Annotated in this window: 21 protein-coding genes and 1 riboswitch; of the genes, 9 read left to right on the top strand and 12 right to left on the bottom strand. The window is 70.6% G+C overall.

What is annotated here, in order from left to right; translation table 11 throughout:
• Window positions 1-74: 74 nt before the first annotated feature.
• The 4 genes from thiE to ADL12_RS15980 form a co-directional block, all read right to left on the bottom strand.
• The gene (gene thiE / locus ADL12_RS15995; protein ID WP_062702879.1) at window positions 75-737 is read right to left on the bottom strand and encodes a thiamine phosphate synthase; all 663 of its coding nucleotides are present in this window, start codon (window positions 735-737) and stop codon (window positions 75-77) included.
• Window positions 738-1,058: 321 nt separating this feature from the next.
• The gene (locus tag ADL12_RS15990; RefSeq protein ID WP_058925820.1) at window positions 1,059-1,430 is read right to left on the bottom strand and encodes an Rv2175c family DNA-binding protein; all 372 of its coding nucleotides are present in this window, start codon (window positions 1,428-1,430) and stop codon (window positions 1,059-1,061) included.
• Window positions 1,431-1,507: 77 nt separating this feature from the next.
• The gene (locus ADL12_RS15985; RefSeq protein WP_062702877.1) at window positions 1,508-2,737 is read right to left on the bottom strand and encodes an NAD(P)/FAD-dependent oxidoreductase; all 1,230 of its coding nucleotides are present in this window, start codon (window positions 2,735-2,737) and stop codon (window positions 1,508-1,510) included.
• 32 nt (window positions 2,738-2,769) lie between these two features.
• The gene (locus ADL12_RS15980) at window positions 2,770-3,144 is read right to left on the bottom strand and encodes an avidin-fold protein (RefSeq protein WP_062702875.1); all 375 of its coding nucleotides are present in this window, start codon (window positions 3,142-3,144) and stop codon (window positions 2,770-2,772) included.
• A 52-nt stretch (window positions 3,145-3,196) separates the two neighbouring features.
• Window positions 3,197-3,308: riboswitch (TPP riboswitch) on the top strand.
• On the opposite strand from ADL12_RS15980, the gene thiO reads away from it, so the two are divergent.
• The 6 genes from thiO (at window position 3,306) to ADL12_RS15950 (ending at window position 9,044) form a co-directional block, all read left to right on the top strand.
• Window positions 3,306-4,472: a glycine oxidase ThiO gene (gene thiO / locus ADL12_RS15975; protein ID WP_062702952.1), complete on the top strand. Its 1,167-nt coding sequence runs from the start codon at window positions 3,306-3,308 to the stop codon at window positions 4,470-4,472. (Overlaps the previous riboswitch by 3 nt.)
• Window positions 4,469-4,693: a sulfur carrier protein ThiS gene (gene thiS, locus ADL12_RS15970; protein ID WP_062702873.1), complete on the top strand. Its 225-nt coding sequence runs from the start codon at window positions 4,469-4,471 to the stop codon at window positions 4,691-4,693. Before thiO ends, thiS begins: the two co-directional genes overlap by 4 nt.
• Before the next feature lie 3 nt (window positions 4,694-4,696).
• Window positions 4,697-5,491, top strand: a complete 795-nt coding sequence (locus ADL12_RS15965) for a thiazole synthase (protein ID WP_062702872.1) — start codon at window positions 4,697-4,699, stop codon at window positions 5,489-5,491.
• A 119-nt stretch (window positions 5,492-5,610) separates the two neighbouring features.
• Complete coding sequence (gene pknB, locus ADL12_RS15960; protein ID WP_062702869.1) at window positions 5,611-7,548, top strand: Stk1 family PASTA domain-containing Ser/Thr kinase; 1,938 nt, start codon at window positions 5,611-5,613, stop codon at window positions 7,546-7,548.
• 34 nt (window positions 7,549-7,582) lie between these two features.
• Window positions 7,583-8,476, top strand: coding sequence for a deoxyribonuclease IV (locus ADL12_RS15955; RefSeq protein WP_062702868.1), 894 nt, complete (start codon window positions 7,583-7,585; stop codon window positions 8,474-8,476).
• Between the two features lie 76 nt (window positions 8,477-8,552).
• Complete coding sequence (locus tag ADL12_RS15950; RefSeq protein ID WP_062702866.1) at window positions 8,553-9,044, top strand: DUF4396 domain-containing protein; 492 nt, start codon at window positions 8,553-8,555, stop codon at window positions 9,042-9,044.
• 34 nt (window positions 9,045-9,078) lie between these two features.
• Here the strand turns inward: ADL12_RS15950 and ADL12_RS15945 are convergent, their stop codons facing one another.
• A complete protein-coding gene (locus ADL12_RS15945; protein WP_062702864.1) occupies window positions 9,079-9,711 on the bottom strand; it encodes a sulfite oxidase-like oxidoreductase in 633 nt (210 codons plus the stop codon).
• A 176-nt stretch (window positions 9,712-9,887) separates the two neighbouring features.
• Between ADL12_RS15945 and bfr the strand changes: the two genes are divergently transcribed.
• On the top strand, window positions 9,888-10,364 hold the full coding sequence (gene bfr / locus ADL12_RS15940; RefSeq protein WP_062702861.1) for a bacterioferritin: 477 nt from the start codon (window positions 9,888-9,890) through the stop codon (window positions 10,362-10,364).
• Between the two features lie 4 nt (window positions 10,365-10,368).
• Here bfr and ADL12_RS15935 read toward each other — a convergent pair whose 3' ends face one another.
• Together ADL12_RS15935 and ADL12_RS15930 are read right to left on the bottom strand one after the other, a co-directional pair.
• Window positions 10,369-10,629 (bottom strand): (2Fe-2S)-binding protein, encoded by a 261-nt coding sequence (locus tag ADL12_RS15935; RefSeq protein WP_107119925.1) that lies wholly within the window; start codon window positions 10,627-10,629, stop codon window positions 10,369-10,371.
• 120 nt (window positions 10,630-10,749) lie between these two features.
• Complete coding sequence (locus tag ADL12_RS15930) at window positions 10,750-12,102, bottom strand: class II 3-deoxy-7-phosphoheptulonate synthase (RefSeq protein WP_062702856.1); 1,353 nt, start codon at window positions 12,100-12,102, stop codon at window positions 10,750-10,752.
• Window positions 12,103-12,198: 96 nt separating this feature from the next.
• On the opposite strand from ADL12_RS15930, the gene ADL12_RS58455 reads away from it, so the two are divergent.
• Complete coding sequence (locus tag ADL12_RS58455; RefSeq protein ID WP_071528813.1) at window positions 12,199-12,255, top strand: trp operon leader peptide; 57 nt, start codon at window positions 12,199-12,201, stop codon at window positions 12,253-12,255.
• Window positions 12,256-12,354: 99 nt separating this feature from the next.
• Entirely contained in the window at window positions 12,355-14,235 is a 1,881-nt protein-coding gene (locus ADL12_RS15925; protein ID WP_062702855.1) for an anthranilate synthase family protein, read from the top strand.
• On the opposite strand, the gene ADL12_RS15920 is transcribed toward ADL12_RS15925, so the two are convergent.
• The 5 genes from ADL12_RS15920 to ADL12_RS15900 all read right to left on the bottom strand — a co-directional run bounded on the left by ADL12_RS15920 (window position 14,187) and on the right by ADL12_RS15900 (window position 19,159).
• Window positions 14,187-15,182 (bottom strand): 2-hydroxyacid dehydrogenase, encoded by a 996-nt coding sequence (locus ADL12_RS15920; RefSeq protein WP_062702853.1) that lies wholly within the window; start codon window positions 15,180-15,182, stop codon window positions 14,187-14,189. The two genes, ADL12_RS15925 and ADL12_RS15920, sit on opposite strands and share 49 nt — an antisense overlap.
• Window positions 15,183-15,244: 62 nt before the next feature.
• A complete protein-coding gene (locus tag ADL12_RS15915) occupies window positions 15,245-16,273 on the bottom strand; it encodes a 6-phosphofructokinase (protein ID WP_062702851.1) in 1,029 nt (342 codons plus the stop codon).
• Between the two features lie 138 nt (window positions 16,274-16,411).
• Complete coding sequence (locus ADL12_RS15910; RefSeq protein WP_062702849.1) at window positions 16,412-17,104, bottom strand: response regulator; 693 nt, start codon at window positions 17,102-17,104, stop codon at window positions 16,412-16,414.
• Window positions 17,101-18,330: a MacS family sensor histidine kinase gene (macS, locus tag ADL12_RS15905; RefSeq protein WP_062702847.1), complete on the bottom strand. Its 1,230-nt coding sequence runs from the start codon at window positions 18,328-18,330 to the stop codon at window positions 17,101-17,103. The genes ADL12_RS15910 and macS overlap by 4 nt, the downstream gene beginning before the upstream one ends.
• A gap of 64 nt (window positions 18,331-18,394) precedes the next feature.
• Complete coding sequence (locus tag ADL12_RS15900) at window positions 18,395-19,159, bottom strand: lysophospholipid acyltransferase family protein (RefSeq protein ID WP_062702950.1); 765 nt, start codon at window positions 19,157-19,159, stop codon at window positions 18,395-18,397.
• Window positions 19,160-19,215: the final 56 nt, after the last annotated feature.

Raw genomic sequence — 19,215 nt, 5'->3', positions numbered from 1 at the left:
ACTGACCACTGACTGAGACGCGGCGGGGCCAAAACTGAGACCGGCCGCTCCGCAGGCCGGACCGCCACGGCCACCTACACCTGCCGCAGCCGCTTCGCGAACTCCTCCGCTGCCGCGGCGGGGTCGTCCGCCTCCGTGATCGCCCGTACGACGACGACACGGCGGGCGCCGGCCTCCAGCACCTCGTCGAGGTTGCCGAGGTCGATACCGCCGATGGCGAACCAGGGGCGGTCGGTGCCGAGGGCTGCGGTGTGACGGACCAGGTCGAGGCCGGGGGCGTGGCGGCCGGGCTTGGTGGGGGTGGGCCAGCAGGGGCCGGTGCAGAAGTAGTCCACGCCCGCCTGGACGGCGGCCGCGGCGGCCTCCGACTCGGAGTGCGTGGAGCGGCCGACGAGGACGTCGTCGCCGAGAATCGCGCGGGCGGCGGGGACCGGGAGGTCGCCCTGGCCGAGGTGCAGGACGTCGGCGCCGGCGGCGTGGGCCACGTCGGCACGGTCGTTGACCGCGAGGAGCTTGCCGTGTCGGGCGCAGGCGTCGGCGAAGACCTTCAGGTGCTCCAGTTCCTCGGCCGCCTCCATGCCCTTGTCGCGCAACTGCACGATGTCGACACCGGCGGCCAGGACGGCGTCCAGGAACTCCGCGAGGTCGCCCTGCTGCTTACGGGCGCCCGTGCAGAGGTAGAGCCGGGCGTCGGCGAGCTGGGCGCGGGCGGTGCCTGCGGTGGCGGTGTCGGACATGCGGTGCCCCCTGTGATCGGGTTGCCGGGCGGGTGACGTCGGGCTGGTGCCGGACGGTGGCACGGTAGCCGGAGCCTGGCGCTGCGTCGCGGGCCGGTGCCGGGCGGCACTCCATGGCCCGTTGCAGCGCAGGAGCTGGGCCGGACGAGGCGCGGCGTGGCGAGGCGACGTGCCGCACCCCTGTGCTCGAACCGGCTGATGGCCCCAGGTGGCCACACCCGAAACGCCGGCCCCGGCTCCTGCGGGCCGCGGTCAACCGCGACCGTGGCCCGCAGGAGCCCGGTCCATAGGCCGGACGGTGTTCGGATCAGGGCGTTCGGTTCAGACGGCGAGCGCCTGGGCGCGGCGCTTCACCTCCGTGCCGCGATTCTCGCTGAGGGCCTGCGCGGGCGTACCGGGCAGGCTCTCGTCGGGGGTGAAGAGCCACTCCAGCATCTCTTCGTCCGTGAAGCCGTCGTCCCGCAGGAGCGTCAGGGTCCCGGACAGGCCCTTGACGACCTTCTGCTCGGCCCCGTCGATGAAGGCGGCAGGGACGTGCAGTGCGCGGTTCTCACCACGGCGTACGGCGATGAGCTGGCCGTCCTTGACCAGCTGCCGGACGCGGGTCACCTCGACATCGAGCATCTCTGCGATGTCGGGGAGGGTGAGCCAGGCGGGGACGAGAGCATCGATCTTTGCGTCAATCTCGGTCACGGGAACAAGCCTGCCATCTGCCACTGACAGTCGGAAGCCAGGCCCGTCCGAGCGCGCGGAACACCCCGCTCTCGGCCCTACGCCGTCGCCGCCTTCATCGGCCGCGCCGGGTCCGCCAGCAGCGCCGGATTCATCGGCGTACCCGCCTCGATCAGCCGTCGCCCCTGCGCCAGATCCCTCGGTCGGCCCACCGCCAACAGTGCGACCAGGCGGCCGTCCTTCAGCCAGCAGACCGTCCAGGCCGGGCCCGACGGGTCGCCGCGCCACAGGGTCGTGTCGGCCCCGGCGTGGTGGCCGGCGTACTGGACGAACCGGCCGAACTGCTCGGACCAGAAGTACGGCACGGGGTCGTAGATCGCGGGCGTCTCACCGAGGATGTTCGCCGCGACCGTACGCGGGCCCTGCAGGGCGTTGTCCCAGTGGTGGACCAGCAGGCGCTCGCCATACCGTCCCGAAGGAAAGGAGGCGCAGTCGCCGACCGCGTAGACGTCCGGCACGGAGGTGCGCAGGCGGTCGTCGGCCACCACCTCGCCGTGCACGCCGAGCTCGATGCCCGAGCCGGCCAGCCAGGCCGTGGCGGGCCGCGCCCCGATGCCGACCACGACGGCGCCCGCGGGCAGCCGTGAGCCGTCGTCGAGGAACACCGCGCCGGGCTCGACGCGCTCCACGCGCGCGTGCGTCCGCAGCACCGCCCCGCTGTCCTCGTACCAGGCGGTCATCGGCGCCGCCACCTCCGCGGGCAGCGCCCCCGCGAGCGGCCGGTCGGCGGCCTCCACGACCGTCACCGCGCAGCCCGCCTCGCGCGCGGCCGTGGCGAACTCCGCGCCGATCCAGCCCGCGCCGACGACCACGATGTCGTGCTGCCGGGCCAGCACCGGCCGCAGCCGCTCGGCGTCGTCCAGGGTGCGCAGCAGATGCACGCCGGGGACGCCCTCCGCGCCCGGCAGCCGGATCGGTTCGGCACCGGTGGCGAGCACGAGGACGTCGTACGGGACGGGCCCGGCCTCGGTGTCCAGCTCGTGGTCGGCGGTGCGTACGCCCAGCACCTCGCGGCCCAGTTCCAGTTCGATGCCGAGCGCCTCGAAGTCGACGTCGAAGGCGGAGCCCTCGGCCTTGCCGAGCAGCACGGCCTTGGACAGGGGCGGTCGGTCGTACGGCTGGTGGGGCTCGGCGCCGATCAGCGTGACGGTGCCGGTGAAGCCCCGTTCACGCAGGGCGACCGCGGTTTGCACACCGGCCATGCCCGCGCCGGCGACGACCACGCGCCGCGCCTGTGACGTGCCCCGTTGCTGCGTCTGCTCGCTCACCTGATCACCATAGTCAACTGACTATTTGTCAGTCAGGGGGCGTGCTCAGTGACCTGCTCCACAACCTCGTCCGGAACCTGTTCCACCACGCTGGTTCCCCTGCCCGTCTGCGACTCCCACGCCCAGCTCTCCTCCAGGCGGACCCGCCCGTCGGACAGCTCGGTCACCGCCGACACACAGTGGCCCGACGACGTCGTCCCGTCACGCTTGAGCTGCACGTACCGGAAGTCCAGCCGGTCGCCTTCCCTGCCACCCACCAGATACCCGCGCACGACATCGCCGCCCGCGTACTCGGCCCAGATCTCGCCGTCCTTCTCGTGGTACGTGAACCGGGTGCGCGTACCCACCTGACCTGGGGCTTGGTCCGCGACGGGAGCGAGGACGAGACCGTCGAGCGAGCGGGCCATGGGCGCGGGCTCCCTTACTGAGACATGTGGCGGCGGGCTAGGGTGGCCAACGTAGAGCACTCGCGGGAGCCCGGACGCACCGGGCTGAGAGGGAGGCTGGCGGCCTCCGACCGTACGAACCTGATCCGGGTCATGCCGGCGAAGGGAGGGGCTGGACGCCCATGTCGCGTACGCGAACGTCAGACGTCCTTGTCATCGGGGGCGGAATCATCGGCCTGGTCACGGCGTGGCGGGCCGCGCAGCGCGGGTTCACCACGGCCGTCGTGGACCCCGAGCCGGGCGGCGGCGCCGCCCAGGTGGCGGCCGGCATGCTGGCCGCCGTCACGGAACTGCACTACGGCGAGCAGACCCTGCTGGGCCTGAATCTCGCCTCGGCCCGCCGTTACCCGGACTTCGCGGCCGAGCTGACCGACCTCACCGGCCATGACCTCGGCTACCGCCGGTGCGGCACGCTCGCGGTCGCGCTGGACTCCGACGACCGCGCCCATCTGCGCGAACTGCACGCCCTGCAGCGCCGGTCCGGGCTGGACTCCGAGTGGCTGTCGGGGCGGGAGTGCCGGCGCCTGGAGCCGATGCTCGCGCCGGGCGTGCGCGGGGGGCTGCGCGTGGACGGCGACCACCAGATCGATCCGCGGCGGCTGGCCGGGGCACTGGTGGCCGCGTGCGAGCGGGCCGGTGTGGTCTTCCACCGGACGTGGGCCGAGCGCTTCGACGTCGTACGGGACCGGGCCGCCGGTGTCACCACGGCGAACGGCACCGAGCTGGGCGCGGGCCAGGTCGTCCTCGCGGCCGGCAGCCTCAGCGGGCGACTGACCGGAGTCCCGGACCACGTACTGCCGCCCGTGCGCCCCGTGAAGGGGCAGGTGCTGCGGCTGACCGTGCCGAAGCGGTACGCGCCGTTCCTGAGCCGGACCGTGCGGGCCGTGGTGCGCGGCAGCCAGGTGTATCTGGTGCCGCGCGAGAGCGGGGAGCTGGTCGTCGGGGCGACGAGCGAGGAGCTGGGCTGGGACACGACGGTGACCGCGGGCGGCGTGTACGAGCTGCTGCGCGACGCCCACGAGTTGGTGCCGGGCATCACCGAACTGCCGCTCACGGAGACGCGGGCCGGTCTGCGCCCGGGCTCCCCCGACAACGCGCCGCTGCTCGGCCCGACCGAGCTGGACGGGCTGCTGCTGGCCACCGGGCACTACCGCAACGGCGTGCTGCTCACGCCGGTCACCGGCGACGCCATGGCGCACGCCCTGACCACCGGTGAACTCCCGGACGAGGCCCGGCCGTTCACGCCCAAACGCTTCAGCGCCGCCGCACTCACGGAGCAGCCCGCATGAACACCTCGGTGAACACCCCGGTCACCATCTCGGTCAACGGCGACCGTCGGCAGATCGAGCCGGGCACGGCTCTCGACACGCTCGTGCAGTCCCTCACCGCGGCGCCCTCCGGAGTGGCCGCCGCCCTCAACGAAACCGTCGTACCGCGCGCGCAGTGGTCGTCGACGTCCCTCTCCGAGGGGGACCGCGTCGAGGTCCTCACCGCCGTCCAAGGAGGCTGAACCATGGCCGACGATCCCTTTGTCATCGCTGATACGTCCTTCACGTCCCGCCTGATCATGGGCACGGGCGGGGCGCCCAGCCTGGAGGTCCTGGAGCGGGCGCTGGTGGCGTCCGGGACGGAGCTGACGACGGTCGCCATGCGGCGCGTGAACCCGTCGGTGCACGGCTCTGTCCTGTCGGTGCTCGAGAAGCTCGGGATCCGGGTGCTGCCGAACACGGCGGGGTGCTTCACGGCGGGAGAGGCCGTGCTGACGGCCCGCCTCGCGCGCGAGGCGCTCGGTACGGATCTGATCAAGCTGGAGGTCATCGCCGACGAGCGGACGCTGCTGCCGGATCCGATCGAGCTGCTGGACGCCGCGGAGACGCTGGTGGACGACGGGTTCACCGTGCTGCCGTACACGAATGACGACCCTGTGCTGGCGCGGAAGCTGGAGGACGTGGGCTGCGCGGCGATCATGCCGCTCGGCTCCCCGATCGGGTCGGGGCTCGGCATCCGCAACCCGCACAACTTCCAGCTGATCGTGGAGCACGCGCGCGTACCGGTGATTCTGGACGCGGGCGCCGGTACGGCGTCGGACGCGGCGCTCGCGATGGAGCTGGGGTGCGCGGGGGTGATGCTCGCCTCGGCGGTGACGCGGGCTCAGGAGCCGGTGCTGATGGCCGATGCGATGCGGCATGCGGTGGAGGCGGGGCGGCTGGCGTACCGGGCGGGGCGGATTCCGAGGCGGCACTTCGCGGAGGCGTCGTCCCCGGCGGAGGGCCTGGCACGGCTGGACCCGGAACGCCCCGCATTCTGAACGCACGTTCGATGAAAGACCATCGACCGATGAGTCGTCCGTCACAGCTCGGCTGCAGTCCCGGCTCGATCCCGGCGGAACCGGCAGGCGTGTCAGTGTCGGCTCGTACACTCACCTGCGTGGATACGACCCTTCAGGACCCTCTGGTCGGGCAGGTGCTCGACGGCCGGTATCGCGTCGACGCGCGGATCGCCGTCGGCGGGATGGCCACGGTCTACCGGGCCCTGGACACCCGCCTCGACCGCGTGCTCGCGCTCAAGGTGATGCATCCCGCACTGGCGGTGGACGGGGTGTTCGTCGAGCGGTTCATCCGTGAGGCGAAGTCCGTCGCCCGGCTCGCGCACCCCAATGTGGTGCAGGTCTTCGACCAGGGCACCGACGGGTCGTACGTCTATCTCGCCATGGAGTACGTCGCGGGCTGCACGCTGCGCGACGTCCTGCGCGAGCGCGGGGCGCTCCAGCCCCGGGCCGCCCTCGACATCCTGGAGCCGGTGCTCGCCGCGCTCGGCGCCGCGCACCGCGCCGGGTTCGTGCACCGGGACATGAAGCCCGAGAACGTCCTGATAGGGGACGACGGGCGGGTCAAGGTCGCCGACTTCGGGCTCGTGCGGTCCGTGGACACCGTGACCAGCACCACCGGCGCCGTGCTCGGCACCGTCTCCTATCTCGCGCCCGAGCAGATCGAGCAGCCCGGTGCCGCCGACGCCCGCGTCGACGTGTACGCGTGCGGTGTCGTCCTCTACGAGATGCTCACCGGCGACAAGCCGCACGACGGGGACTCCCCCGCGGTGGTGCTCTACAAGCACCTGCACGAGGACGTCCCGCCGCCCTCGGCTATCGTGCCGGGGCTGGCGTACGGGCTCGACGAGCTGGTCGCGTCGGCCACCGCGCGCACCCCGGACATCCGTCCGTACGACGCCGTGGCGCTGCTCGCGCAGGCGCGGGAGACACGAGCCGCACTGAGCGCGGACCAGCTGGACGCGGTTCCGCCGCAGGCGCTCGCGGCTGAGCGCACCCACGCCGACGACCGTACGAGCGTGATCCCGCGCGCGCTGACGATCCAGCGGCCACTGCCCGTGAACGAGGACGAGCCCGAGGCCGTCTTTCACCGGACCAGCCGGCTGGAGACCCCGCCGCCCCCGCCGCCCGGGCACCGGTCACGGACCCCGCGTGCGCCGCGCGGCCCGCTCGTCATCGTCGCCGCCGTCCTGCTGGCCCTCGGCCTCGGTGTCGGCATCTGGTACATCAACTCCGGCCAGTTCACCAAGGTCCCGTCGCTGCTGTCCAAGACCCAGGCGCAGGCCACGGCCCGGCTGGAGGAGGCCGGGCTGGAGCTCGGCAAGGTGGAGCGCGCCTACAGCGACACCGTCGAGCGCGGCACCGTGATCAGCACGGACCCAGAGACGGGCGCCCGCATCCGGCACAACGACTCCGTGAACCTGGTCATCTCGGCCGGACCGGAGACCGTGAAGGTGCCCGACCTCCAGGGATACCCGCTGGCCAAGGCGAAGAGCGAACTCAAGGAGAGCGGACTCGAACCGGGCATGGTGACCCGGGAGTTCAGCGACGACGTCACCAGGGGCTCCGTGATCTCCGTGGACCCCGCGACCGGCACCAAGGTCCGCTCCGGCTCCGCGGTCGCGCTCACCGTCAGCAAGGGCAGCCCGGTGGACGTCCCGGACGTCACCGGCAAGAGCCTGGCCGACGCGAAGGCCGACCTCGCCGAGGCCGGCCTGAAGGTGAAGGTCGCCGCCGCGCGGGTCAACTCCGACTTCGACGCGGGCCAGGTCGCCCAGCAGTCGCCGACCGAAGGCAGGCAGGCCGCCGAGGGCGACACGGTGACGCTGACGCTGTCCAAGGGCCCCGAGATGATCGAGGTCCCGGACGTGACCGGTGACAGCGTCGACGACGCCAGGGCCGAGCTGGAGGCCGCCGGCTTCGAGGTCGACGAGGACCGCGGCCTGCTCGGGCTGTTCGGCGACACGGTCAAGAAGCAGTCCGTGAAGGGCGGGGACACGGCGCCGAAGGGGTCGACGATCACGATCACCATCCGGTGAGGGGCTGGGCCGGGCAGCATGACACCCTGAACAGGTGAGAAGTCAGCAGTCCGGCACCGCCCTCTCGGGCCCCTCCCGCAACCCCATCGGCGGCCACGTCCCCGTGGCCGGCGGTCTCCACTCCGTCGGGCTCACCTACGCCCACGACCTCAAGGCCGAGACGGTCCAGGTCTTCGTCGCCAACCCGCGTGGCTGGGCCACGCCCGCCGGGAATCCGCGGCAGGACGAGGAGTTCCGCGCGGTGTGCGAGGCCGAGTCGATCCCGGCGTATGTGCATGCGCCGTATCTGATCAACTTCGGCTCGCACACCGAGGCCACGGTCGAGAAGTCGGTGGAGTCACTGCGGCACTCGCTGCGGCGCGGGCGGGAGATCGGGGCGCTGGGCGTGGTCGTGCACACGGGCAGCGCGACCGGCGGCCGGGAGCGGTCGGTGGCCCTGAAGCAGGTACGGGAGCACTTGCTGCCGCTGCTCGACGAGCTGACCCACGACGACGACCCGTATCTGCTCCTGGAGTCCACCGCCGGTCAGGGCGCCTCCCTGTGCTCTCGGACCTGGGACTTCGGGCCGTACTTCGAGGCGCTGGACGCCCATCCGAAGCTGGGCGTGTGCCTGGACACCTGCCACATCTTCGCCGCCGGCCATGACCTGACCGGCCCGTCCGGCATGCACCAGACGCTCGACCTGCTGGTGGACACGGTCGGCGAGGGCCGCCTGAAGCTGATCCACGCCAATGACTCCAAGGACGTCGTCGGCGCGCACAAGGACCGGCACGAGAACATCGGCGCAGGTCACATCGGCGAGGACCCGTTCCGGGCGCTGATGACGCACCCGGCCACGGCGGGCGTCCCGCTGATCATCGAGACGCCGGGCGGGAAGGAAGGGCACGCGGCGGACGTGGAGCGGCTGAAAAAACTTCGGGACGCATAGCGCGATAGGGAATACCCCTGGGGGGTATGCGGTTCTTGCTCGATGTAGGAACCGTGACCTGGCATTGGGGGATCTCATGCAGCACGAAGCACACGCGGCACACGCTCACCACCCCGGCGAGGCGGCCGCCACCAGCACGTGGGCCATGGCCGTCCAGGCCACCCTGCACTGCCTCACCGGCTGTGCCATCGGCGAGGTCCTCGGCATGGTGATCGGCACCGCGCTCGGCTGGAGCAGCGTACCGACTCTGATCCTGGCGATCGTCCTGGCCTTCTTCTTCGGTTACGCGCTCACGCTGCGCGGAGTCCTGAAGGCGGGGCTCGGCCTCCGTGCCGCGATCAAGGTGGCCCTGGCCGCCGACACCCTCTCCATCGCCGTGATGGAACTGGTCGACAACGGCGTGATCGTGCTGTGGCCGGGCGCCATGGATGCCGAACTCGCCGACCCGCTGTTCTGGTGGGTGCTGGCGATCGCGCTCGCCGTCGCCTTCGTCCTGACGACCCCGGTCAACAAGTGGATGATCGGCCGCGGCAAGGGCCACGCGGTGGTGCACCAGCACCACCACTGACAGCCGGCGAAAGAACCGGGAAAGAGACCGGGAGTCAGAGCTCGGGGCCCTCCCCGGGCTCCTCCTGGTACGAGTACCGCTGTTCCTTCCAGGGGTCGCCGATGTTGTGGTAGCCGCGCTCCTCCCAGAAGCCGCGGCGGTCGGCGGTCATGTACTCCACGCCGCGGACCCACTTGGGCCCCTTCCAGGCGTACAGATGGGGGACGACCAGACGGAGGGGGAAACCGTGCTCCGCCGTGAGCAGTTCGCCGTCCTTGTGGGTGGCGAAGATCGTGCGCTCGGAGGCGAAGTCGGAGAGGCGGAGGTTGGAGCTGAAGCCGTACTCCGCCCACACCATCACATGAGTGACGGCAGGTGCGGGAGGGGCGATCTCCAGGATCGTCCGGGCCGGAATGCCGCCCCACTCCGCACCGAGCATGCTGAACTTCGTGACGCAGTGCAGATCGGCGACGACGCTCGTGTACGGCAGGGCCGCGAACTCCTCATGGGTCCAGCAGTGCTTCTCGCCGTCGGCGGTGGCGCCGAACACCCTGAACTCCCAGCGTTCGGGGCGAAACTTAGGGACCGGGCCGTAGTGCGTGACCGGCCAGCCACGCTGCACCCGCTGTCCCGGCGGAAGCTCGGAGTGTGCTGCTGCTCCACCTTCGCGCTCCACCGGCTGACCCATGACTCCATCCTGACAGACCTGGGGCAGTGCACCTGACCACACCCCTCCCCAATTCGCCACATAACGGACTAAGCATGCCCTAACTTACTAAGTGAAGACTTACTGGACGATCTTCTCTGCCGGTGCAATCATGCGGCGCAACCTGCCAGTTCCCCCGCGTGGAAGGAGCCTCTGCGATGCAGGGCGACCCCGAGGTCCTCGAATTCTTGAACGAGCAGCTGACCGGCGAGCTGACGGCGATCAACCAGTACTGGCTGCATTACCGGATCCAGGACAACAAGGGCTGGACGAAGCTCGCCAAGTACACGCGCGAAGAGTCCATCGATGAGATGAAGCACGCGGACAAGATCACCGAGCGCATTCTCATGCTGGACGGCCTGCCCAACTACCAGCGCCTGTTCCACGTACGGGTCGGTCAGACGGTCACCGAGATGTTCCAGGCCGACCGACAGGTCGAGGTCGAGGCGATCGACCGCCTCAAGCGCGGTATCGAGGTGATGCGCACCAAGGGCGACATCACGTCCGCAAACCTCTTCGAGTCGATCCTCGAGGACGAGGAGCACCACATCGACTACCTGGACACGCAGCTGGAACTCATCGACAAGCTCGGTGAGGCGCTTTACATCGCGCAGCAGATCGAGCAGCCGAGCTAGCGAGCTAGGCCGCGTCCGCCAGGTCGGTGAGCACCGGCCGCCCATGGTCGGCCAGCTCACGGCGCGGGCACGCACCCCGGCCCAGGATCGCCTGAATACGACGTACGCACGAGCCGCAGTCCGTGCCCGCCTTGCAGGCGGACGCTATCTGGCGGGGCGTGCAGGCGCCGTCCTCCGCGTGCTGCTTGACCTGCTGCTCGGTGACACCGAAGCAACTGCAGACGTACACGCGGACCACCTCCCGCCGGGATCGAAGTCGTGCCATCCCCTTGATCGGTGAGGCTAACCTAACCTTACCCGTCACACAGGAACCGTAAAAGTGGGGTGGGGCGCGGATCGTATGTGATCCGCGCCCCACCCCACACGCCGGTAATAACCGAACCGGTTACTGGTCCCTGTACATCTCCGCGACGAGGAAGGCCAGGTCCAGCGACTGGCTGCGGTTGAGCCGCGGGTCGCAGGCCGTCTCGTAGCGCTGGTGCAGGTCGTCGACGAAGATCTCGTCGCCACCGCCCACGCACTCGGTGACGTCGTCACCGGTCAGCTCCACGTGGATACCGCCCGGGTGGGTGCCGAGGGCCTTGTGGACCTCGAAGAAGCCCTTGACCTCGTCGAGCACGTCGTCGAAACGGCGGGTCTTGTGGCCCGAGGCCGCCTCGAAGGTGTTGCCGTGCATCGGGTCGGTCACCCAGGCCACGGTCGCGCCGGAGGCGGTGACCTTCTCGACCAGCTCGGGGAGCTTGTCGCGGACCTTGTCGGCACCCATGCGAACGATGAAGGTCAGCCGGCCCGGCTCACGGTCCGGGTCCAGGCGCTCGATGTACTGCAGCGCCTCCTCGGCCGTCGTGGTCGGGCCGAGCTTGACGCCGATCGGGTTGCGGATCTTCGAGGCGAACTCGATGTGCCCGTGGTCCAGCTGCCGGGTGCGCTCACCGATCCACACCATGTGCGCGGAGACGTCGTACAGGCGGCCCGTGCGCGAGTCGACGCGGGTGAGCGCGGACTCGTAGTCGAGCAGCAGCGCCTCGTGCGAGGAGTAGAACTCGACCGTCTTGAACTCCTCCGGGTCGGCCCCGCAGGCGTGCATGAAGTTCAGCGCGTTGTCGATCTCGCGGGCCAGCTGCTCGTAGCGCTGCCCCGACGGGGACGACTTCACGAAGTCCTGGTTCCAGGCGTGCACCTGGCGCAGGTCGGCGTAGCCACCGGTGGTGAAGGCGCGCACCAGGTTGAGCGTGGAGGCGGACGCGTTGTACATCCGCTTCAGGCGCTCGGGGTCCGGGATGCGGGCTTCCTCGGTGAAGTCGAAGCCGTTGACGGAGTCGCCGCGGTAGGTCGGCAGGGTCACGCCGTCGCGGGTCTCGGTCGGCTTGGAGCGCGGCTTGGAGTACTGGCCGGCGATGCGGCCGACCTTCACCACGGGCACCGAGGCGGCGTACGTCAGCACGGCGCCCATCTGGAGCAGGGTCTTGAGCTTGTTGCGGATCTGGTCGGCGGACACCGCGTCGAAGGCCTCGGCGCAGTCGCCGCCCTGGAGGAGGAACGCCTCTCCCTTGGCGACGGCCGCCATCCGGGCGCGCAGCTGGTCGCACTCGCCCGCGAAGACGAGCGGGGGATACGACTCGAGGTCCGCGATCACTGCGCGCAGAGCCTCGGTGTCGGGGTACTCGGGCTGCTGCGCCGCGGGCAGGTCTCGCCAGGTGTTGCCAGCGCTCGCGCTGGTCTTAGCGTTCACGGTCACGCCCTCAACATTACGGGGTCGTGTCGGGCGTCCAGCCGCATGCCCAGCAATTGAGACACGGGGTACACGACCCGGACATGGGGTAGGGTGCCTGGCATGTTCGCGCACTCGACCCAGAACTGGTGGTGGACCGCTCATCCGGCGGCCCACTGACTGCGCGTACGCAAGACTTCGCGAAGGCCGCCCGAGGGGCGGCCTTCGGTGTTTCCGGGCACGGGCCGTTCCTCTCCCCCTGAGAAGGAGCACGGACCCATGAACCTGCTCGGCTTGCCGGCCGACCCCCGCCCGTTCGCCCTGCTGCGCCGCCGCACGCCGGGCCACGATCACGAGACCGTCGAGGTCCTGATCGGCCCGGTCAGTACCTACGACCGCCTGGCCGACCTCCCCGACGAGGGCCTGGCGCTCGTCCCCTTCCGCCAGATCCGCGAGCGCGGCTTCGACGTCCGCGACGACGGCACGCCACTGACGGTGCTGACGCCCGAGGAGTCGTACGACATCCCGCTCGCCGACGCTCTCGCCCAGCTCCCGTCGCACGACGTGCGCGTCGAGGGCGGCGGCTTCGACGTCGGTGACGAGGAGTACGCGGAGATCGTCGGGCGCGTGCTGCGGGAGGAGATCGGGCGGGGCGAGGGCGCGAACTTCGTGATCCGGCGGACGTACGAGGGCCAGATCCCGGGGTTCGGGCGCGCCGACGCGCTGGCGCTGTTCCGGCGGCTGCTGGAGGGTGAGCGGGGCGCGTACTGGACGTTCGTCGTGCACACCGGGGAGCGCACGCTGGTCGGGGCGAGCCCCGAGGTGCACGTGCGGATGTCCGGCGGGACCGTCGTCATGAACCCGATCAGCGGGACGTACCGCTATCCCGTCGAGGGACCCACCCCCGAGCACCTGCTCGACTTCCTCGCCGACGGCAAGGAGATCGAGGAGCTGTCGATGGTCGTCGACGAGGAGCTCAAGATGATGTGCACCGTCGGTGACATGGGCGGGGTCGTCGTCGGGCCCCGGCTGAAGGAGATGGCACACCTCGCGCACACCGAGTACGAGCTGCGCGGGAAGTCCTCGCTGGATGTGCGGGAGGTCCTGAAGGAGACGATGTTCGCGGCCACGGTCACCGGCTCGCCCGTGCAGAACGCGTGCCGGGTGATCGAGCGGCACGAGGTCGGTGGGCGTGGCTACTACGCCGGTGCGCTGGCCCTGATCGGCCGCGACTCCGGCGGCGCGCAGACCCTCGACTCCCCCATCCTCATCCGCACCGCCGACATCGACGCGAACGGCGGGCTGCGAGTGCCGGTCGGCGCCACACTCGTCCGGGGGTCGGACCCGGCGAGCGAGGTCGCGGAGACCCATGCGAAGGCGGCGGGGGTGCTGGCGGCTCTTGGCGTACGACCGTCCCGGCCGCGTGAGGAGCACGCGCGCGTGCGTCTCGCCGACGACCCACGCGTGCGTGCCGCGCTCGACGGGCGCCGCGCCGCCCTGGCGCCGTTCTGGCTGCGGATGCAGGAGCGGTCCGAGGAGCTGGCCGGTCACGCCCTGGTCGTCGACGGGGAGGACACCTTCACGGCGATGCTCGCGCACGTGCTGCGGTCGAGCGGACTCGAGGTGACCGTCCGGCGGTACGACGAGGACGGGCTGCGGGAGGCGGTGCTCGCGCACGAGGGGCCGGTGGTGCTGGGTCCCGGTCCCGGCGATCCGTCCGATCTGGAAGACCCCAAGATGCGGTTCCTGCGCGACCTCACCGCCGAGGTCGTCCGCAGCCACCGGCACGGCGTGCTCGGCGTCTGCCTCGGGCACGAGCTGATCGCGGCCGAGCTGGGGCTGGAGATCGTACGGAAGGAAGTGCCGTACCAGGGGGCGCAGACGACGATCGACCTGTTCGAACGGTCGGAGACGGTCGGTTTCTACAACAGCTTCGTGGCGCGCTGCGACGACGAGGCCCTGCGGGAGCTCGCCGCGCACGGCATCGAGGTCAGCCGGGCCGGCAACGGGGAGGTGCATGCCGTACGCGGCCCGGGCTTCGCCGGCGTTCAGTTCCACCCCGAGTCGATCCTGACGCTGAACGGCGCAGACGTCGTACGCGATCTGGTGGGTCAGCTGCGCGGCACCAGCACGTTCTCGGAGCGGCGGCCCGCCTTGTAGTCGAGGACGTTGTGCAGCGTGGTCTCGATGATCTGGCCGACGGCGTCCTGGGTGTAGTACGCCTGGTGCGACGTGACCAGGACGTTCGGGAACGTGACGAGGCGGGCCAGCGTGTCGTCCTCGATGGCATGGAGGGACTTGTCGAGGAAGAACAGGCCCGCCTCCGCCTCGTACACGTCGAGGCCGACCCCCGTGAAGCGGCCCTCGCGCAGCTCGGCGACGAGGGCCGCGGTGTCGATGAGGCCGCCGCGGCTGGAGTTGACCAGGATCGCGTCGTCCTTCATCGCCTTCAGGGCGTCCGCGTCGATGAGGCGCTGCGTCTCCGGCAGCAGCGGGACGTGCAGGCTGACCAGGTCGGACTCGGCGAGGAGCTGCTCCTTGGGGACATAGCGCATGCCGAGCTGCAGGCAGGCGGGGTTCTCTGCGACGTCCCAGCCGAGCAGGTTCATGCCGAAGCCGTGGGCGATGCGGGTGAACGCCTCGCCGATCTTTCCGGTGCCGAGGACGCCGACCGTGCGGCCGTGCATGTCGCGGCCCATCAGGCCGTCGAGGCGGAAGTCGAAGTCACGCGTGCGCGTGGAGGCCCGCACGATCCGGCGGTTGACCGCCATGGCAAGGGTCCAGGCGAACTCGGCCACGGAGTAGGGCGAGTAGTACGAGACCCGGGCGACCGTCATGGCGAGCCGCTCGGCGACCTGAAGGTCGATGTTGTTGAAGCCGGTGGAGCGCTGGGCGACCATCTGGGTCCCGCCGGCCGCGAGGGTCTGCAGGACCCGGTGGCCGAGGTCGCAGTTGACGCTGGTGCAGACGACCTCGTAGCCGGTGGCGATCGGGGCGGTGTCCTCGTTGAGGAAGACGTCCAGACAGCGGACCTCGTGACGGCCCTGGAAGGCTTGCTCGATCAGGGGCTTCTCGTCCGCCTGGACACCGAAGGCGAGAATCTCCACGACTGCTCCCGATTCATAGGGTTGTGGGCCGAATATACGGCCCACAACCCCCAGGTGCCCCGTCAGCCGAAGAAGACCCCGACCTCCTCGTACAGCTTCGGATCCACCGTCTTCAGCTTGGCCGTGGCGTCCGCGATCGGGACACGGACGATGTCCGTGCCGCGCAGGGCGACCATCTTGCCGAAGTCGCCGTCGCGGACGGCCTCGATGGCGTGCAGCCCGAAGCGGGTGGCGAGCCAGCGGTCGAAGGCGCTGGGGGTGCCGCCGCGCTGGATGTGCCCGAGGACCGTCGTGCGGGCCTCCTTGCCCGTGCGCTTCTCGATCTCCTTGGCCAGCCATTCGCCGACCCCGGACAGCCGCACGTGCCCGAAGGAGTCCAGCGACCCGTCCTTGAGGACCATGTCGCCGTCCTTGGGCATGGCACCCTCGGCGACGACCACGATCGGGGCGTACGACGCCTTGAAGCGGGAGGTGATCCAGGCGCAGACCTTGTCGACGTCGAAGCGCTGCTCGGGGATGAGGATGACGTTGGCGCCGCCGGCCAGCCCGGAGTGGATGGCGATCCAGCCGGCGTGACGGCCCATCACCTCGCAGACCAGGACGCGCATATGGGACTCGGCGGTGGTGTGCAGCCGGTCGATGGCCTCCGTCGCGATGCCGACGGCGGTGTCGAAGCCGAAGGTGTAGTCGGTGGCGGACAGGTCGTTGTCGATGGTCTTCGGTACGCCGACGCAGGGCACGCCGTACTCGTCGGAGAGGCGGGTGGCGACGCCGAGGGTGTCCTCGCCGCCGATGGCGATGAGCGCCTCGACCTCCTGCTTGGCGAGGTTCTCCTTGATACGGCGGATGCCGTCCTCCTGCTTGAGGGGGTTGGTGCGCGAGGAGCCGAGGATGGTGCCGCCGCGGGGCAGGATGCCGCGCACGGCGGGGATGTCGAGACGGACGGTGTCGTTCTCGAGCGGACCTCGCCAGCCGTCCCGGAAGCCGACGAAGTCGTAGCCGTACTCCTGCACGCCCTTGCGTACGACGGCCCGGATGACGGCGTTGAGACCGGGGCAGTCGCCGCCTCCGGTCAGTACTCCGACCCGCATGGAAATGTCCCTTCGCCGCGGTTGCCTGGTGAGGCCACGCTAATGGTGATCCAGGTCACAACGGGATGGGTCGGAACGGCAATTCCGGTGAACTGCCGGGTATTTGGTTTACGCGTCGTCAAGCCGACGGCCGATGGATCACTCGTCGTCGAGGCCGCGCTCTATCGCGTACCTCACCAGTTCCACCCGGTTGTGCAGCTGGAGCTTGCCGAGGGTGTTCTGGACGTGGTTCTGGACCGTGCGGTGGGAGATCACCAGGCGTTCGGCGATCTGCTTGTAGCTCAGGCCCTTGGCGACGAGCCGCAGCACCTCGGTCTCGCGCTCGGTGAGCTGCGGGGCCCCCGGCTGGTCGGCGCCCTGTACGGCGGGCGCCGGTTCGGAGGCGAGGCGGCGGTACTCGCCGAGGACCAGGCCGGCCAGGCCCGGCGTGAACACGGGGTCGCCGACGGCCGTACGGCGCACCGCGTCGAGGAGTTCCTCGGTCGAGGCCGACTTCAGCAGGTAGCCGGTGGCGCCGGACTTCACGGCCTCCAGGACGTCGGCGTGCTCACCGCTCGCGGACAGGACGAGGACGCGCAGTGCGGGGTTGTGGCCCACCAGCTCCTTGCAGACCTGAACGCCGGGCTTGGCGGGCAGGTTGAGGTCGAGCACGAGGACGTCGGGAGCGGCGGCCTTGGCGCGGCGTACGGCCTGCTCGCCGTCGCCCGCGGTGGCGACCACCTCGAAGCCGGACTCGGCCAGGTCGCGGGCGACCGCGTCGCGCCACATGGGGTGGTCGTCGACCACCATGACCTTGATCGGGTCCTGCTGTCCGCTCGCGGTGTCCGTCATCGCTGCTCCGCCTTCCCCCGTGAAGCGCTGCTGTCCTTCGGTACTTTCAGTTCCACTTCGGTGCCCTGCCCCGGCACCGAGATCAGCTCGGCGGTGCCGCCGAGGTCCCGCAGTCGCCCCCGGATCGACAGGGCGACTCCGAGCCGCCCCTCGCCCTCGGCCTGCGCGAGCCGTCCCTCGGGGATGCCGGGTCCGTCGTCCCGCACGGTGACGATCACCTCGTCGGGCTCGTCCTCGACGAGGATCCACGCGCGCGCGTGCTCCCCCGCGTGCTTACGGACGTTGTCCAGAGCGGCCCCCACGGCCGCGGCCAGCTCCCGCGCGGCGGCCGGGGCCAGCGGCACGGGCGCGCCGGGCTCGGCCAGGCTCACCATGGCGCCGGCGTACGGGGCGAGCAGCACCCGGAGATCGACCGGACCGGCGGCGTCGTCCGGCTCGTCCACGGCCCGTACGACGGCCCCCTCGGCGGCGTCCTCCGACACCCGCGACACGGGTACGAGGCCGCCCGAGACCAGCGTGCGCAGCGCCACCTCCTGCTCGCCGGCCATCCGGCCCAGCTCGGCCGCCTCGCCGCCGATGACGGCACCGCGCCGCTGCACCATCGCGAGCACCTGGAGCACGCCGTCGTGGATGTCCCGGGCGAGCCGCTCCCGTTCACGCGTCGCCGCCTCGATCTCCAGGGCGCGGGCCAGGGTGCGCTCGGAGGCGCGGGCGACCTCGACGACGTAGCCGATGGCGATGGAGGCGATCCAGACGAGCAGCACCATGTGGATGGTGTCGCGGGTGGGTACCCCGGAGCGTTCGACCAGGTTGGCGGCGGCGACCAGCGTGGAGGCGAACGCCGCCCAGCGCCAGCCGCCCTTGATGGCGAAGGCCAGCACGGCGCCGGCGGTCCATATCGAGGGCAGGGTGGGGGCTCCGGCGTCGATCCGCTCGGGTGCCTCGGCGAGCCGGGTGAGCAGGATGCCGGCCAGGGCGATGGTGAGGTCCACGGCGAGGAAGCGCTTGGTGCAGCTCGCGGCGTTCGCGACCCTGGGCAGGGTGGCCAGGGTCCAGACGGCCAGTACGGCGAAGTAGGCGATGGCGACCCAGGGGCGGGCGACCTCGGCGTGGGCGCTGATGAAGAGCCCGATCGCGTACACCATGGTCAGCACGCGGTACCCGGCGAGCGCGCGCCACAGCGGCTGCTCGACGGACATCCTCATGACCCGCTCGCGCTTGGCCATTCCCCCACCCCCCGGCCCTGGTGCGGCCGACTCCGGTCGGACCGCTCCCTGTTCGGACCGCTCCCTATTCGGACTGTTCCTTCTTCTTCTGCGCCTGTTCCTTCTCGGCCTGCGCGAGTGCGGCCCTGGCCGCCTTCTCCGCGTCCTTCTCGGCCTTCGCCGCCTCCGCGATCTGCCGCTTGGCGGCGGTCGCGTACATGTCGACGTACTCCTGGCCGGAGAGCTTCATGATCTCGTACATGACCTCGTCGGTCAGCGCGCGGAGCACGAAACGGTCGTGCTCCATGCCCTGGTACCGGCTGAAGTCCAGGGGCTTGCCGATCCGGATGCCCGGCCGCATGAGCTTGGGCATGACCTGGCCCGGCGGCTGGATCTTCTCCGTGTCGATCATGGCCACGGGGATGACCGGCGCTCCGGTGGCGAGCGCCACGCGCGCGAGGCCGCCGGGCTTGCCCCGGTAGAGCCGCCCGTCGGGCGAGCGCGTGCCCTCCGGATAGATACCGAACAGCTCACCGCGCTCGAGGACCTCTATACCGCTCTTGATGGCCGCCTCGCCCGCGCCGCGCGCCCCGGAGCGGTCCACGGGCAGCTGGCCGACGCCCTTGAAGAACGCGGCCGTGATCCGGCCTTTGAGGCCGGGAGTGGTGAAGTACTCGGCCTTCGCGATGAAGGTCACCTTGCGGTCGAGGACCGCGGGCAGGAAGAACGAGTCGGAAAAGGAGAGGTGGTTGCTCGCGAGGATCGCGGCGCCCTCGGCGGGAACGTTCTCCAGGCCTTCCACCCAGGGCCTGAAGGCGACCTTCAACGGTCCCCCGATGGCTACCTTCATCGCGCCGTACAACAACCGAGTGCCTCCTGTGTCTGTCGATCAGACCTTAACCCGGA

The organism is Streptomyces regalis (assembly GCF_001509475.1).
In the GTDB taxonomy this organism is placed as follows: Bacteria; Actinomycetota; Actinomycetes; order Streptomycetales; family Streptomycetaceae; genus Streptomyces; species Streptomyces regalis.
This window is presented reverse-complemented; position numbering and strand designations above follow the sequence as displayed.